The 15,672-nt window shown below is 64.7% G+C and carries 17 protein-coding genes and 1 tRNA gene; 7 read left to right on the forward strand and 11 right to left on the reverse strand.

What is annotated here, in order from left to right; genetic code table 11:
• Nucleotides 1-41: 41 nt before the first annotated feature.
• Nucleotides 42-1,451 carry an APC family permease gene (locus JOE59_RS07905; RefSeq protein ID WP_204459668.1) on the reverse strand — a complete coding sequence of 470 codons (1,410 nt, stop codon included), beginning with the start codon at nt 1,449-1,451 and terminating at the stop codon, nt 42-44.
• Nucleotides 1,452-1,593: 142 nt separating this feature from the next.
• Nucleotides 1,594-2,970 (reverse strand): MFS transporter, encoded by a 1,377-nt coding sequence (locus JOE59_RS07910; protein ID WP_204459669.1) that lies wholly within the window; start codon nt 2,968-2,970, stop codon nt 1,594-1,596.
• Nucleotides 2,971-3,071: 101 nt separating this feature from the next.
• Between JOE59_RS07910 and JOE59_RS07915 the strand changes: the two genes are divergently transcribed.
• Both JOE59_RS07915 and JOE59_RS07920 read left to right on the forward strand, forming a co-directional pair.
• Nucleotides 3,072-3,452, forward strand: a complete 381-nt coding sequence (locus JOE59_RS07915) for a winged helix-turn-helix transcriptional regulator (protein WP_204459670.1) — start codon at nt 3,072-3,074, stop codon at nt 3,450-3,452.
• A 45-nt stretch (nt 3,453-3,497) separates the two neighbouring features.
• Entirely contained in the window at nt 3,498-4,106 is a 609-nt protein-coding gene (locus JOE59_RS07920; protein ID WP_307837000.1) for a GNAT family N-acetyltransferase, read from the forward strand.
• 72 nt (nt 4,107-4,178) lie between these two features.
• Here the strand turns inward: JOE59_RS07920 and JOE59_RS07925 are convergent, their stop codons facing one another.
• From JOE59_RS07925 to JOE59_RS07940, 4 genes are all read right to left on the reverse strand, one after another.
• Nucleotides 4,179-4,769 carry a thymidine kinase gene (locus tag JOE59_RS07925; protein ID WP_204459671.1) on the reverse strand — a complete coding sequence of 197 codons (591 nt, stop codon included), beginning with the start codon at nt 4,767-4,769 and terminating at the stop codon, nt 4,179-4,181.
• A 138-nt stretch (nt 4,770-4,907) separates the two neighbouring features.
• Nucleotides 4,908-6,596: a glycoside hydrolase family 3 protein gene (locus JOE59_RS07930; RefSeq protein ID WP_239560144.1), complete on the reverse strand. Its 1,689-nt coding sequence runs from the start codon at nt 6,594-6,596 to the stop codon at nt 4,908-4,910.
• A gap of 441 nt (nt 6,597-7,037) precedes the next feature.
• The gene (locus tag JOE59_RS07935; protein WP_204459673.1) at nt 7,038-7,427 is read right to left on the reverse strand and encodes a DUF1801 domain-containing protein; all 390 of its coding nucleotides are present in this window, start codon (nt 7,425-7,427) and stop codon (nt 7,038-7,040) included.
• Nucleotides 7,428-7,921: 494 nt separating this feature from the next.
• Entirely contained in the window at nt 7,922-8,197 is a 276-nt protein-coding gene (locus tag JOE59_RS07940; RefSeq protein ID WP_204459674.1) for a hypothetical protein, read from the reverse strand.
• A 166-nt stretch (nt 8,198-8,363) separates the two neighbouring features.
• On the opposite strand from JOE59_RS07940, the gene JOE59_RS07945 reads away from it, so the two are divergent.
• From JOE59_RS07945 to JOE59_RS07955, 3 genes are all read left to right on the forward strand, one after another.
• The gene (locus JOE59_RS07945; RefSeq protein WP_204459675.1) at nt 8,364-8,786 is read left to right on the forward strand and encodes a hypothetical protein; all 423 of its coding nucleotides are present in this window, start codon (nt 8,364-8,366) and stop codon (nt 8,784-8,786) included.
• 73 nt (nt 8,787-8,859) lie between these two features.
• The gene (locus JOE59_RS07950) at nt 8,860-10,248 is read left to right on the forward strand and encodes a hypothetical protein (RefSeq protein ID WP_204459676.1); all 1,389 of its coding nucleotides are present in this window, start codon (nt 8,860-8,862) and stop codon (nt 10,246-10,248) included.
• A gap of 177 nt (nt 10,249-10,425) precedes the next feature.
• A complete protein-coding gene (locus JOE59_RS07955; protein WP_204459677.1) occupies nt 10,426-11,367 on the forward strand; it encodes a hypothetical protein in 942 nt (313 codons plus the stop codon).
• Between the two features lie 221 nt (nt 11,368-11,588).
• Here JOE59_RS07955 and JOE59_RS07960 read toward each other — a convergent pair whose 3' ends face one another.
• Nucleotides 11,589-11,837: a hypothetical protein gene (locus JOE59_RS07960; protein ID WP_204459679.1), complete on the reverse strand. Its 249-nt coding sequence runs from the start codon at nt 11,835-11,837 to the stop codon at nt 11,589-11,591.
• Between JOE59_RS07960 and JOE59_RS07965 the strand changes: the two genes are divergently transcribed.
• The gene (locus JOE59_RS07965) at nt 11,836-12,258 is read left to right on the forward strand and encodes a tyrosine-type recombinase/integrase (RefSeq protein ID WP_204459681.1); all 423 of its coding nucleotides are present in this window, start codon (nt 11,836-11,838) and stop codon (nt 12,256-12,258) included. The genes JOE59_RS07960 and JOE59_RS07965 overlap by 2 nt on opposite strands.
• Nucleotides 12,259-12,284: 26 nt before the next feature.
• A complete protein-coding gene (locus JOE59_RS07970; protein WP_204459683.1) occupies nt 12,285-13,064 on the forward strand; it encodes a TIR domain-containing protein in 780 nt (259 codons plus the stop codon).
• Nucleotides 13,065-13,141: 77 nt separating this feature from the next.
• Here the strand turns inward: JOE59_RS07970 and JOE59_RS07975 are convergent, their stop codons facing one another.
• The 4 genes from JOE59_RS07975 to JOE59_RS07990 all read right to left on the reverse strand — a co-directional run bounded on the left by JOE59_RS07975 (nt 13,142) and on the right by JOE59_RS07990 (nt 15,651).
• Nucleotides 13,142-13,636 carry a hypothetical protein gene (locus JOE59_RS07975; protein WP_204459685.1) on the reverse strand — a complete coding sequence of 165 codons (495 nt, stop codon included), beginning with the start codon at nt 13,634-13,636 and terminating at the stop codon, nt 13,142-13,144.
• Nucleotides 13,637-14,304: 668 nt separating this feature from the next.
• Nucleotides 14,305-14,381, reverse strand: a tRNA-Pro gene (locus tag JOE59_RS07980).
• A 134-nt stretch (nt 14,382-14,515) separates the two neighbouring features.
• Complete coding sequence (locus JOE59_RS07985; protein ID WP_204459687.1) at nt 14,516-15,172, reverse strand: hypothetical protein; 657 nt, start codon at nt 15,170-15,172, stop codon at nt 14,516-14,518.
• Entirely contained in the window at nt 15,169-15,651 is a 483-nt protein-coding gene (locus JOE59_RS07990) for a MarR family winged helix-turn-helix transcriptional regulator (protein WP_204459689.1), read from the reverse strand. Before JOE59_RS07990 ends, JOE59_RS07985 begins: the two co-directional genes overlap by 4 nt.
• Nucleotides 15,652-15,672: the final 21 nt, after the last annotated feature.

Consider the following 15,672-nt stretch of genomic DNA (forward strand, 5'->3'; position numbering starts at 1 on the left):
AACCTGTTCACAGGGACGTCGGCCGTGTTTCACAACTCGCTTCACACGCCAGCGCGTCGGCGCCGCGCTGCCGTGTACACGCGCTCTGCGATCCACAGCACGACGCCGATCGCCAAGAGGGCGAGCGCGATCCCGTACTGCCCGGCCGGCCGGCCGGAGGTCCACGGGAACACCAGGTAGAGGCATGTGATCGCGCCGATCACCGGCAGTGCCGAGGGCGTGCGGAAGTGCTTGTGCTCGACCGGCTGCCGCCGCAGCACCAGCACGGTCACGTTGACGATCGCGAACACGGTGAGCAGTAGGAGCGAGGTCGTGCCACCGAGCAGGGCGACGATCGAGCCTTCGGCGTCGAGGGAGACGTAGACGATGAGGCCCACAGCCAGCGCACTCGTGAACAGGATCGCCGCCCATGGCGTCTGCCGTCTCGGCGCGACCTTGCCGAGGAACGGCGGCAGCACCTCCTGCCGGCTCATGCCGTAGAGCAGGCGGCTCGCCATCATCATGTTGATGAGTGCCGTGTTGGCGACCGCGAACATCGAGATGAACGGCAGCAGGTCGTTGATCGGGAATCCGGGCGCCGCGGCCTCGACCGCGGTCACGAGCGGCGTCTCGCTGCCGACGAGTTGCCCGATCGGCACGAGCGCGACCACGGTGATCGACACCAGCACGTAGATCACCGCCGCGATGCCGAGCCCGCTCAACATCATCTTCGGGAAGATGCGACTCGGGTCCTTCGTCTCCTCGGCCATGTTGACCGAGTCCTCGAACCCCACCATCGCGAAGAAGGCGAGGGATGTCGCGGTGCTGACCGCAAGCAGCACACCCTTGTCTTCCGGCGTCTCGAAGGCCACGACCCGCGACCAGTCCGCGTTGCCGCCGGCGATCGCCCACATGCCGATCAGGATGACGAGCAGCAGGCCCGACAGCTCCACGAGGGTCAGGAAGACGTTGAGCCACACGCTCTCGCTCACGCCGCGGAGGTTCACCAGCATGATGAGCACGATGAACGCGACCGCGATGAGCATCGTCGTCACCGTGGCATCCGGGATTCCGAAGGCGATCAGGAGATTCGCCGCGAACGCGCGCGAGGCCGTCGACGCCGACGTGATGCCCGAGGTCATCACGATGAAGCACACGATGAAGGTGAAGAAGTGGATGCCGAACGCCTTGTGCGTGTACAGCGCCGCGCCGGCGGCCTGCGGGTACTTGGTGACGAGCTCCAGGTACGAGAACGCGGTCACGGTCGCCACGGCGAACGCGAGGAGGAACGGCAGCCACGCTGCCCCGCCGACCTCCGCGGCGACCTGACCGGTGAGCGCGTAGATGCCCGTGCCGAGGATGTCGCCGACGATGAACAGGAGCAGCAGTCCCGGTCCGAGCACCCGCTTGAGCTGTGGCTGCTCCGGCTCGACGGCCTGTACGACCTTCGTCCAAGACGGGTCGTCGTTCATATCGCACCCCTTTCCCCGAACCCAGCCGACCACATCCGGCCCGCCAGCTCAACCCCTGCGGCGCGCCGAACGCGGCCGAGGGAGGAACCGCACTCAGCCCCGGGGAACTTTTGCTGCAGAGGGCCGACCGACCGGCGTGAGGTCAGGAGTCCTCCGGCGTGAGCATTGCTCGAGCACCGCTCGCCGTCCGGCGGCGCACGAACGGGAGGATCGCCGCGGCGACGAGCGCGATCGCCGCGACGAGAGCGGCGGTGGCGAATCCACCGTCCGAGACCGCAGCGATCGTGCCGAGGATGGCGATGCCGAGCCCGCCGCCGAGCGCGAAGCCGACCTCCTGGATCGCGCCGACCTGGCCGGCGTCGTCGTCGGTGGTCGCGTCGAACAACGCCGTCGCCGCAAGCGTTCCCGCGATGCCGAATCCGAGTCCGACGCACGCCAGTGGCACCGCGACGAGCTCCGGGTCCGTGACGAGCCATGCCATGCCGGCGGCCTGCAGGAGAAGCGCTCCGACCGTGAGTGTCTGTGCGCGCAACCAGCGAAGCGCGATCGGCGCGACCACCCCGCCGATCGCGATCGCCGCCGCCTGGGGCAGGATCGCGAGGCCGGCATCCGCGGCGCTCTGGCCCCTCGTGTCCTGCAGATGCAGGCTCACGAGCAGGACGGACCCGGACGCGACGCCGCTGGCGATGAGCACTCGAACGATGGCGGGGCTGAACCCCTGCAGCCCGAACAGTCGCATATCGATGAGCGGTTCGCTCAGCCGTCGTTGCCTGGCGACGAAGAAGACGAGACTCACGACCGCGATCGCACCGGCCACCGCGGCGGACACCGGCGCCGCGAGCGCCTCGTGCAGCGCGAATGTGAGGGCGCCGAGTGCGACGATCGAGGAGACGATGCTCGGGATGTCCCAGGACTGCGGTCGGGAACTGCGCGAGTCCGGGACCAACCAGAACGCGAGAACCCCGGCGAGCACCGCAAGCGGCACGCTCCCCAGCAGCAGCCAGCGCCACCCTGGTCCGTCCGAGAGCAGCCCGCCGATCACAGGACCGAGCGCGCTTCCCACGCCGAACGTCGCCGTCCACAGCCCGTACGCCATCACGCGCTCCCTGGCCTGGTAGTTGGCGCCGATGGTGGCGACCACCCCCGCGACGACGAACGCTTCGGCGACACCGAGCAGCCCGCGGATGACGATGAGCAGGGTCCCGTTGTCCGCGAGGCCTCCGACCGCGTTGAGCACCGCGAATCCCGCGAGGCCGATGAGGACGATCCGCTTCCGACCGAACGCGTCGCCGATCCGCGCGGCGACGATGAGGGTTGCGGCCAGCGAGAGCGAGTAGATGTCGACGAACCAGAGCCCCTCGGTGTCGGTGAAGGCCAGGTCGGCACGTATTCGGGGAAGGGCGGTGGAGACGCTGCTGATCGCGAGCGCGCCGATGAGGATTCCCAGGAGCAGTGGGACCATCGCGAGCCAGAGGCGGAGGGTCGAGCGCGAATCGATGATGGCGGTTGGTGAGGTCACATCACGAGTCTGTAAACTACAGACAGAAGGTGCAAGTACCGACAGAAATGTCACGTACTTACCGATTGGATACTGTCAAAGCCGACAGGAGGGAGCTCTCCATGAGAGAGAAGACGGAACGGATCGTCCGCGAGTGGTCCGATTCGTGTGACGCTGAGGTGTCGATCGCCGTGCTCGGCGGGGCCTGGAAGCCGAGCATCCTCACTCTCCTCGGCGAGCACGAGGTGCTGCGGTTCGGGGAACTCGGCCGGCTCCTTCAGGATCCGACGTCACGCGTGCTCACCCGCCAGCTGCGGGAGCTCGAGGAGGACGGCCTCATCACGCGCATGGTGTACCGTCAGGTGCCGCCGAAGGTCGAGTACCGGCTGAGCGAACTCGGAGTCAGCGCGACGCCGCTGCTCGGCGAGTTGACACGCTGGGGCACGCAGTATGCGGAACAGCAGCGCTCGTCGCCCGACCGGGTTTCGAGCCCGTCGGAATGACGGGATAACGCCGCAGCACCCAGAGTGCCATCTAGACTCGGCGAGGTGAGCGAGCGTCCCGTCTTCCGCCTCCCGTTCAAGTTCGAGGAATCTCTCACCGAACGCCTCCGGCTCCGCACCATGCGTGAGGCGGACCTCGGTGACATCCTCGCCTACCAGTCCCGCGCCGACGTCTGCGAGTACCTCCTCTACGAGCCTCGCGATCGCGAGACACTCGCCGCCAGGATCGCGAAATGGTCGGAACAGTCGACCCTCGCATCCGATGGCGACTTCCTCGAACTCGCGGTCGAACACCGGAGTGATGCGCGCGTGATCGGCGACCTCTACTTCATGCTCGAGCGTGCCGAACACGGCTGCGCCGCGATCGGCTGGGCATTCCACCCCGGGTATTCCGGTCAGGGGTACGCCACCGAGGCTGCGATGCAGGTGCTTCGGCTGGGATTCGACTCGATCGGCCTGCATCGCATCGTCGCCGAGGTGGATCCCCTGAATGCGGCATCCGTCGCGCTCTGCCGTCGACTCGGAATGCGCAAGGAGGCGCACCTGGTCGGGAACATCTGGTTCAAGGGCCGCTGGGCCGACACGGATGTCTACGCACTGGCCGAGACCGAGTGGCGTGACCGGCCCGACGCAACGCCACCGCCGTCCGCTTGATCACCGTCGAGTCATATGGGGCACGATCGCGACTCGCGTTGACGCTCCCGCGTTCAGCACTCGGGTGACACTTCACAGTGGGCGACGGCCTCGTTCGCCGAAGTGCTGCCGACAGCGTGCCTGGTACGACTCGATCCCGCCCACATGCTCGGCGGTCGCGACGCGAGCGTCCGCGACGTCGTCGGCGAGGACCCGCTGATGGAACGCGGCATCCTGCCCGCAGACGGCGCACACGGCTGTGAGCTTCGTCACATCCTCGGCGAGCGCCATGAGCGATGGAAGCGGCTCGAAGGGGCGGCCGTCGAACGTCACGCAGAGACCGGCGACGACGACCGACATTCCGGTGAGCACCAGTCTGCTCACCGCCGGGACGAGCTCCGTCCCGAAGAACTGCGCCTCATCGATCGCGAGCAGGTCCAGCTCGCGATCGCCGACCAGCTTTACCAGCGAGCCGACGTCGGGCACTGATCGGGACGCGATGCTGAGCCCCGAATGCGAGGCCACTCGGCCCGCGGCGTGCCGATCGTCAAGCGCGTGGTTGACGACCTCGACGGCGAGTCCGGCGAGTTGCGCGCGGCGCACGCGCCGCAGCAACTCCTCGGACTTACCGGCGAACATCGGGCCGCAGACCACCTGCAGGCGGCCGTTCGGGATGCTGCGCATGGAGAGAGCCTACGAGGTCGTCATCAGGTGGAGAAGACCGGATGCCCCGGGCCCGTCGCTCTCCGACCGACGGCGTCGGCCCGTCGCGGAGTGAGTGGATGCCGCGCGGCATCCACTCACCCAGCGGGCGTCAGCGCGTCAGTCGAACCCGAGCCCGTGGCCGAACGGGTACAGCACGCCCGTCCGGTCCGCCGTCGGGATCGTGACGGGCAACTTGCCGACCGGTTCGTTCTCGCCGAAGAGCACACGCGTGAGCGACTCGAGCGACGCCGCCGTGTAGCCGTAGGTCGCGAGTGCCGTCGGCACGTTCGTCATGACCGAGATGTCGTACGGGTTGCGCATCGCCGACACGACTACCGGCGTGCCGCTTGCCAGGAGCGCCTGCACGAAGGCCTGCTGGGCTGCGGCCGACGCGGTCGGCAGCCCGGTCGTCGCCGAGACGTTCGACGCGTTGTTCGTCGAGACCACGACGAGGTCGTGGTTCGCAGCGGCCGCGGCGACCTCGGCAATCACGGCCGCACTCGGCGTGAGCCCCGTTTCGCGCACCGTGACGCTCTGCCCGCGGGCGGCGATCGCGCCTCCGAGGGTCGACGTCGTCGCGACGCCCCAGCCCGTGACGAGCACGTCGCGCGGCTCGGTCGAGAGCGGCAGCACGCCGGCGTCGTTCTTGAGGAGCGTGGTCGTGTCGTCGGAGATCGTCTGCGCGTCGGCGACGTGCGCGGGTGCGCCGACGATCGCGGCCGCGGCATCGGCATCGACGAACGGGTCCTCGAAGAGGTCGCGCTGCAGCTTGAGCCGCAAGACACGGTACACCGACTCGTCGAGCCGCTTCTCGGAGATCTCGCCGCTCCGCACAGCGCTCAGCACGGCGTTGAAGGCGACATCCATCTGGGGTGGGAGCACGAGCATGTCGGCGCCCGCCTTGAACGCCGCGACGGGCGCGACGTTCGGCGGATAGGTGCTCGTGGCACCCTGCATGTCGAGCGCGTCGGTGACGATGAGCCCGTCGTAGCCGAGCTCTTCGCGCAAGAGGCCCGTGAGGATCGGCTCCGACATCGTGGCGGGGGCGCCGCTCGGGTCGATCGAGCGCAACACGACGTGCGCGGTCATGATCGTGTCGACGCCTTCGGCGATCGCGGCCCGGAACGGCGGCAGGTCGATGGCCTCCAGCTGCTCGCGCGTGTGCGTCACCTCGGGGAGTCCGAAGTGGCTGTCGGTCGCCGTGTCGCCGTGGCCCGGGAAATGCTTCGCGGCGGCCGCGACGCCGCCGTCGTGGAAGCCGTCGACCTCGGCGGCGACGAGCTCGGCGACGAGCTGCGGGTCTTCGCCGATCGAGCGGATGCCGATGACCGGGTTGGCCGGGTTGACGTTGACGTCGGCGACCGGCGCGTAGTCCTGGTTGATGCCGACCGCGGCGAGCTCGGTGCCGATCACCTCGGCCGAGCGGTGCGCGTGCTCCGCCGAGCGACTCGCGCCGAGGGGCATCTGCCCGGGCATCTGCGTCGCCGGAGCGCCGAACCGGGCGACGAGGGCGCCGCCCTCCTGGTCGGTCGAGATGAGCAGGGGGATGCCGGCCGGCTGGTCGGTCGCCGCTGTCTGCAGCCCGTTCGAGAGCGTCGCGATCTGGGTCGGCGTGCCGAAGTTGTCGGGCCCGCGGGTCGTGAAGTAGATGACGCCGCCGGGCTTGTACTTGTCGATGACCTGCGCTGGAGTATCGACGCCGTACAGCCGCCGGTTGTTCGCGGCAGCGGTGGCAGTCACAGCCGTGGCGTCGCGCCCGTACACCTCGACGACGAAGAGCTGACCCACCTTCTCTTCAACGCTCATGTGCTGGAGCATGCTCACGATCCGCCCGCGGAACGGAGCGTCGTCCGAGTTCCCCGGGCCTGCGGCCGTGGCTGGAGTCACCGCGAATCCCAGCATGCCCATGACGGCGGCGGCCGTGATCAACGACCTCCTGCCGATTCCGTGTGTCATGTCGACCTCCTTGTCGCACACCGGCCATTGTGACCGTCTCCGCGGATGGTATCGAGTGGCTCGTGTCCGTGTCACCCCTTCTGGGGTCAAGTGGATGTACTCGGGCCATCGAGCACGAAGCCCTCGACCTTTCCGGACTTTCTGGTCGGGCTGACGGGATCTGAACCTGAGACCCCTTGGAGGATCCGGGCCGCTGCCTGATTCGGATTCACGCGCAGTCCTCGCATTAGTCGGGCATGCGAAGGTCGCGGCCTGACGTGGGTGACCGGTTCGGCGCTCCCGTCACCACTGTCACCTGGCTGCGACGTTGAGTTCCACGGCCTCAGCTACGAGCGCCTTGACCGCCGCTTCGTCCACGCGGTCTCCATCGAAGTAGTCGATGGCTCGAACGACTTTGCTGTCCAGCCGGGTGTTGAAGAGATCGCTGCTTTCCATGCGGGCACCCTTCGCGAACGTCAGCCTTACAGCGCTCTTGAGCACGTCGACGAAGCAGACGTCTCCGTCATGCGTCCAAAACGGAACTCCCTCCGGTTTAGAGGGCTTCTTGTACTTGACCGCCTCGACGGCAGCCGGGTCGGCGGCCATGATCGCAGCTCGAAGCGCGACGAGCACGTCCTGCTTCCAGCCGCTCTGCTGCGCGATGATGTCGTCGATCTGCTCGGAATCGGACTTGTCACTCATGCGCGAATACTTGCGAAGAGAGCTGGCGAAGTCAACAGCCGAAGTCGGTCGCCAACAGGCGTGGCAGGCTCCCACACCGACGGACCGCGTCGGCCTTGTGCGGAGATCGGCGTACTGCGTCAGCGCGCCCATTGGATCGCTGCGTGGACCCGAGCACTGCAAGATCGACGCTCGGCATGAGAGGATCAGTCTCTCTTAACCGCAGAAGTCCCGGAAACCCTCAGGTTTCCGGGACTTTCTGGTCGGGCTGACAGGATTTGAACCTACGACCCCTTGAAGGCTGCAGCCTTAACTCGGTTTTCACCGAATGTCTCCGAAAACTTGCGGATTCCCTTGTGTTTACAGGGAACCGGGCGGTTCGCTAACTCCGATTCTACCCGGTCGTCGGGGGTCTCTCACGGGTCAATCTGATGGGTAAATGATGGGAAGCCGATGCCCGCCGTATCGTCGCCACCGCCAAACCGAACTCCCATCAGGCGTCACAAGGGAATCCCTCAGCGGGCGTATGCTCGAGGAGCTACTCGAGTGGCGAATGCGATCCGGATGTGGTCGAGGTGCTCCCGCGGAGTCACCGCGGTGACGATGGTCCGCTCGTCCATCACCCACCCGATGGCATACACGATCGGGTCCGTGTCGATCTCGGCGGCGGGGCGCTTGGCGCCGTTGATCCATGCATGGGCAACGGGATGGACCGCCGGCTCGCGGACGCTCCAGAGACAATACGTGACCGGGCCATCGTCGAGGCCGAGCGCCTCACGGTACTGATTCATCAGGATGTAGTTGGTGTGCTCGACGAGTTGGCTTTGTACGGTCGCATCCGCCGAAGCGTCGCGGCTCCAGGACGTTCGGCAGATCAGACCCAATCGTTCTTGAACACCCGGCCTCACCGACGACTCCGGTCGAGGATGTGTCGCGCATTGCCGCTACCCTCAGCTCATGGCATTAGAGAACGAGGGCTACGTCCTCGACCTCTGCGATGAGGCGCTGGGATCGAAGGGCAGAAGGCAGCACACCTTCGAGTGGCTGAAGGGTGACCCTTCACCTAAGACGGGCCGTCGCAAGGCTCTTCCGGTGGATGCGTACTATCCGTCGTTGCGGCTTGTGGTGGAGTTCCATGAGAAGCAGCACACCGAAGCTGTCAAGCACTTCGACAAGCCGGAGGTGCTCACCGTCTCGGGAGCGCACCGCGGGATTCAGCGTCGGCTCTACGATGACCGACGCCGCGAACTCATCCCCGCTCGAGGCTTGTCCCTCGTCATCATCCCCATGACCGACTTCACGGTTCGCGGACGGTTCATCGTGAAGCACCGCGAGGCGGATCTTGCGGTGGTTCGTGACGCACTGGCTGCTCACCTCTGAGCAACCCGCTACGTACAGCGACTTGACCGATAGCGGCCTACGCAGACCGCTCCAAAGAAAGGTGATGCATCTGATGGCTGACGGCACTGGCGCGGTCGAGATTCACGCGATCAGTAAGCGACGATTCGACGCCTACGTGGTTTGGGCGCGAGGAGTGGGACCGCTGCCTCCGATCACGGAGGTCGAGTGGCTGGAGGTCAAACCAGCGAAGGTGCTGGCGACCGTCTTCGTGGACCTCACGGACAGGGACCTCAACAGCGCGGTGCTGGCACCTGACCTCGCGGGCAAGTATCGCGCCGTCGAGACGCTGCAAAGCCACACGAACATCCCTGATGCAGTCAACGGCACAGCCGAGAGCATGGTTCGCGTCCTGAAGAACTACAACAACGCACGAACCCAGGGTGATGAGAAGCCGTCTGCGGACTTCTTCGCGAAGGTGGTGAAGGAGAGCAAGCTTCACACTCGCTTCAAGTACCTTCGTGACAGTCCGAGCGCCGTGGCCGCGAAACGACTGATCGAAATAGCGATGCGTTGGTATGACAACCAAGACGGCTCGTACGTCGAGCAGTTCCAAACGACTGGGTTCGATCCTCGCGTCTGGGAGCTTTACCTCTGGGCCATGCTCCGTGAAGCAGGGTACAGAGTCGAGCAGCCGAAGCCCGCGCCCGACTTCCTGGCTCGCGGCATCCTCGGCGACTTCTACATCGAGGCCACCACAGCCAACCCGCCGCCGCCAAACCTGGTCGTCCCGCTCCCCGAGACGGCGGAGGCCATCCACGACTACATCCACAACTACCTGCCAACCCGCTTCTCCGGACCGCTCTGGGCGAAGCTTCAGAAGCGATACTGGGAGCGTGAGGGTGTCCAGGACATTCCCTTCGTCATCGCGGTCCAGGACTTTCACCAAGACCTGTCCATGACCTGGAGCCAGTCGGCTTTGTTCGAGTACCTGTACGGCGTGCGTATCGAAGAGGTCGAGTCTGATGGCAAGGTCCAAAAGGTCGAGGTGCCAGTAACGGATCTTGAGTGGGGTGACAAGCGACTGCCGTCAGGCTTCTTCAAGTTGCCGGACTCGGAGCACATCAGCGCGGTCGCGTTCAACGCTGCCGGAACGCTGACGAAGTTCAACCGCATTGGGATCGCGGCGGGCATGGGAGAACCGAACGTCACCGCTCGCCATGAGGGACGACGCTTCGCGAACGACAACACCGGAGTGGAGGAGGAGTTCTCGCAGGTAGTCAGCGAAGACTACGAAGAGGACTGGATCGACGGTCTGACCGTCTTTCACAATCCGAACGCACTCCGCCCGCTTCCCTTCGAGGCTCTGCCGGGAGCAGCACATGTATTCGAGGAGGATGGTCTGCACCGTCAGTTCTTCCCTGCCGGCCATCTGGTCACAAGTACCACCACTCTCACCGTCAAGAACGGCTCGGGGCCTACGACTTCGGTCGCGGCCCACTGAAATCCCCACCGCGGCAAGGTCAATGCGGTGGGGTCTGACTGTGGGAGTCCAGTCTGGCGTTCTATATCAGTGAGCGACCACCACCTCCATGACGTGCCTACGAAGGGAAGACGGGTCGGCCTCGTGAAAGCTGACACCGCTACCGCTCGCCTCAGAGCAACCAGGGATGGTAATCGCATGACCTACTGGCAGACCGTGCCTCCGGCTTACAGCGCTCGCCTGGAAGAGCTTGCTCAGGCGCTACTCGCATGTCGCGACGCGTTTCACGAAACGGCCGACACCTTCCACTGGGAACCAGCGTCGGGATCGGGTGCGGCGGCCGCTGCCGTGACCTTGCCTGCACCAGACCCAGCGATCGCCAACCCGACCGGCGAGACGGGTCATCGCCTCATTGCAGAGGTCATACAGATCTTTCTCTTCGGAGCTGCGGCTCATATGGGAGGGCTGGCGAGCCTGCTCAGGGCCGGAGAGGTCATCTCGTCTCCTCCCCTGATCCTTCGCGCGATCATCGAGAACTGCGCCCACGCGGTATGGGTATTGGGTGACGATCCTGACGAGCCAGCCGAAGATCGTCTCGCTCGCGTCTACCTCGAAGAACTTAAGAGCGCCGAGGAGGCGAAGAAGAACTCGGGTCGCCTTCGCGGCAAGGACGATCCGACATACAAGCGAACTGAGACCGCGTACAAGAAGCTCAAGGCACAGATTCTCGAGCGCTTTTCGGGGTCAACGAAGGCAGAGCTTGGCAATGGCGTACTACGCGCCCAGCAACTCCCCGGTCTCGAAGACGCGGTGAAGTGGATGTACGAACTCACCGAGTCGTTTGGTGGAACGATCGATGCCACCACGGCCTCCGGCATGTACGGTCTTCTCTCCAACCTCACGCATCCCACCTTGTACCCGGTTCGGGAGCAGCGAAGATGGGTCGAAGACCCTGCAACCGGTCATCACAAGGCACAGATCCTCGTCAGAATCGAGTCAGTCGAGAACGATGTGGGAGCGGCGCTTGCCGCCTTCTACAACGCCCTCAATTACGTGACCGCATACTTCGGTTGGCCCGAAACGGCGTTGAAAGGCCTGCAGGCCAAGATCGACGCGATCATTCCAGACTTCTTTCGGTGAACGCGAGCCGCACTCCTCAGGAGGGAGGCTCGACGCTCGCGCCGTAGCTGACACACGGGATCAGGGTTGCCGTATCCAGCGCCCAGCCGAGCCACGGCAGATCCGGCCCCTCCGGCCCGAAGGTGAACTGGATATCCAGCCACCCGAAGTTGACCTGATGGTGATGAAGAAGGGGTGGTGAACAACCGTTCCCGGCTAAACGTGCAAATCCGTCCAGCCGGTCACGTTTGCCCCTCGGCGGCGTCGATGACAGCCGCGAACTCAGCGTTGCTAAGAACCGTCAGCCCAAACTGCTCCGCCTTGCTCTGCACGGCTTTGTCGCCGGTGACGACCACCCACTCCGGCGCAATCAGGTAGAGGTCGTCCCGCTCGCGGCCATCGAGCGCGCACGCTACAACGAGCGGGTCGGCGGCGCCGTGGTTGGCGTAGAGATCGACGAGGTTCTTGTCGCGAGCGGGCACCGTCGACATGACCTCGATGAGCCAGCCGAGGACCTCCGAAGTCGTCGGGTATAGATTTCTCCGCAATGCAACGATGTCGGGGAATCTCTCTGCCTCGCGGCGCACCTCACTCGGAATAGCGACGTGTTCTCCAAAGGGCTTCTACCGCTACACCTTCAAGCCCGCCGCGCGTCGGGCAGGGTTCCCGGAACTGCACCTGCACGAGCTTCGCCACACGTTCGCGACGCTGGCGCTGGAGAGCAAGGCGCTCGACATGCACGAACTCAGCCGAGCGATGGGCCACGCCAGCTACGAGATCGCCGACCGGGTCTACGCGCACCTGCGCAAGAAGGACTACAGCTCGCACCGCGCCCGGTTCTCTGCCCACGTCGCGGCGGCCAGAGCTACTCCCCCGCAGCAAGTACGCCTTCGTGCGGCTGGCGACCGGTAACACGGTTCACCACTACGGTGGTCCTCGTGGACCTGACGAGAAAACTCGAACTCCTCGACCAACAGATATCCGATGCCAACGGCGGCTATCCTGAGGATTTCGATAAGTGGTTGAAGCGAACAGACGTGGTCGTCCGCCAGATCTTCGGCGACGACAGTCCCATGTACAGGAGCTTCACCGCAATCGCGTTCGGTCCGTCGATTTGGTTTGACGGGATGGATACAAGCGGATATCAGCCTGCTGGAGTCACCGAGACCGTCGCCCTTCTCGAAGCCGCCAAGCTTGAAGTCGAAATCTCGGAAGAAGCTTCAGAGAGACCTATTCCCGCAGCGGATCAATCAGAGGCGTCAGATCGGGTCTTCATAGTTCATGGCCAGGATGATGCTCGCAAGTTTGAGCTTTCATCCTTCTTGCAGAATCTGACGGGCGCGCAGCCAGTAATCCTGCACCAGCAGGCCAACAAGGGGCAGGTGTTGATCGAAAAGTTCGAGTCAAGCGCTGCATCCGTTGGATTTGCAGTGGTCCTCCTGACCGGTGACGACGTTGGACGTCCGAAGTCTCTCGATCCTGAGGACGATCAGTCGCGTGCACGCCAGAACGTCGTGTTCGAGATGGGGTTCTTCTTTGGTTTGCTCGGACGGACGCGAGTCGCGGTCCTATACGACGATGGGGTTGAACTTCCGAGCGATATCAACGGAATCGTATACATCCCGATCGACCCGGCGGGCGGCTGGAAGTCCAAGCTCGCGGTTGAGCTGGACGGGGTCGACATCAGCGTCGACTGGTCGGCCATCGGTCGCAGCTAGTCGCTTCCAACCCACCGCAGCCAGTCCCGCGGCTTTCCTTCTGCGATAGCGAAAGGCGCTGGGATAGTGACAGGCGGCTACTCGGGGTCGCTCTGAACGAGGCTCTCGCCTTCAACGGCCTCTCTCCAGAGACTTACCGACCGTGAACTCTCCACCTCCTGCGATGTAGCGGCTTCAAACGGATCACCAATCGCTACAACGCTCTCTCGCTCTGCAATCGGAGCAGGTTCACCCGCACCTCGCCGAAGGGTTTCCACCTGCCTTACATACTTCGGCGGGCTCATAAGCGAGCCAAGAAGGTTGTTCCCAGTTCCTCCAACGTTGACTTCGTGCGAGCGGAAGGTCTGGGCGACCGTGAGGTGCTCCGCCACCTCAGCAGCTTTCAAGACGATCTTGATCCTCGAGATTGAGCCAAGTATGTTGCCCGTCTCTGGATCGGTGATGTCGACGGTTCTCGGATCAAGCACTTTGAAGAACATCCCGGGCTCCACACCGTCTGCGACTCCCCGGTTGAGAATTACTTCCCGGTCGCTGACGATCTGCGCAACTTGGCCACGAATTGCCTTTGCCAATTACTTCTCAACTCCTAGCCTTCGAGCCAGCTCGGCTCGCTCCTTGATCTGGGTCAGAACGCGTTCAGTTACGCCTGGCTCGATTTTGTCCCATTCACTCACTGAATTGACCAGCTGAGCGAGTGTTCTGTCGAGCTCGGATTGAACCACTTGCAGGCCCATACGAACTTGATTCAATTCTCCACTCTCCATCAGCTGCGCCACGGCGGTGCGGGAACTCGCAACCGAGCGTGTGGTATCCGCGAGCGATGAGACTGCAAACTCAGCGTGAGTCTTGTTGCTTGGGGTTTCAGGCATCGGTTGGAGGACGAGCCCCAAGAGCGCACCTGCGACCAAGTAGGCGGCGGAGCTGATCCACGCTGGAGCGCCAGCGGGGAGAATCGCTACCACTAGAACGGTTACAACAACCACGACAACCGCGCCGAGGAACTTCCAGCCGAGGGGTATGAAGAACCGTCCGACCCTCAACGAGAAGCGCGGGGTGCCGGTAGCCTCAGGACTCTCACTGACGACGGGTGCCGATGCAGCTTCAGGCGGCGAAGCCTCTGTCATTCACACATCATGGCAGAAATCACCGATGCTCTCGCTTAAGGAGGGCTTTCGGAGGGGTTGGGCATTCCAGACATGAAGAAGGCCCCGGCGGATCTTGCGATCTACCGGGGCTTCTCTGGTCGGGCTGACAGGATTTGAACCTGCGACCCCTTGACCCCCAGTCAAGTGCGCTACCAAGCTGCGCCACAGCCCGATGCCACCGGATTTCTCCGAAGACAACTTGACCATCATAGCGGCATCCGAAGGGGTGCTCGTGACACACGGGCGTCTACGGGGCATCCGTTCGGTGCGAATTCGGCCGCCGCCCACACGCAGGCAGGCGCGAAGTCAGATGTACTTCCGCACCTCGTCCATGAACGCCACCGGGTCATCCACCCAGATGCGCAGTGCCGTCACCGACTGCTCACCGCCGGCCCTGCCGTGTCCGGGCAGCTTCACGACCGTCGGCCCCTCGAGTTCGATCTCGAGATTCGTCTCGTCGGTCATGCGCAGCATGAGGGTGCGAGCGGCATCCGTCTCGACGATCTTCGGCGACTTGGGCTCATCCACTCGGAGGTTGCGCGCGACCGACGCGATGTCGTCCCAGCTGAGCGCGATGTCGAGCTCGAGACCGCCGCGCACGCGAATGCCGTCGGGGCCGACGGTGTGCGGCCGCATGAGATATGCGCACAGCAGCCCGAACATCCAGGTGAGCCCCCAGATGCCGAGCACGAGCAGCGTGATGCGCACGGCGGGCCAGCGATGCACGATGAGGTCGAAGATCGGGATCTCGACGGCCGAGAGCACGATGAAGATCATGAGGATCGTCAGCACCGGCTTGTGGAAGCCGAACCCCTTCGCGCCGGGCGCGATCGCCGGGCGCCGTGCGACGAACCGGCCGATGCTCGCATAGATGCTGAGCTCCATGAGCAGCGCACGCTTCAGGAACCAGCCGATGCGCTGCCAGAGGGATGCCTCGGCGCGCGCCGAGGTCGCGGTGCTCACTCCCCCACCGCCGCCCGTGCCTCGCCGACCGCCCGGCGCTGCTCGTCGGCTTCGATGAGCTCGCGCAGACGCCCGGCGATCGCCTCGACGCCCCGCAGCAGCGCATCACGATCGGCGGGCGCGACGGCGCCGAGCAGTTCGGCTGAGAGTTCGGCGTGGTCGCGCTGCATGTCGCGCATGAACTCCTCAGCGGATGCCGCGAGCGACACGATGATCGCCCGCCGATCACTCGGGTGCGGTGTACGCGCGACGTACCCGCCGGCCTCGAGCGCGTCGACGAGACCGGTGATGTTGCGCGGACTCACCTCGAGCCGGGTCGCGAGCGCGTGCTGCGTCGACGGGCCGGTGGCGGCGAGCTCCCAGAGCACGCGCACGCGTGAGGGGGTCAGCGGCGTGCCATCGAACGCGTGGGCCATGTCCTTCTGGAAGAGCTCGCTGACCTCGAGCAGCCGGTCGAGCACGGTGATCTCGGGAGTCATATCATGATGATACTGCATTGT

Origin of the sequence: Agromyces cerinus, from assembly GCF_016907835.1 — a bacterium.
Lineage (GTDB): Bacteria > Actinomycetota > Actinomycetes > Actinomycetales > Microbacteriaceae > Agromyces > Agromyces nitratus.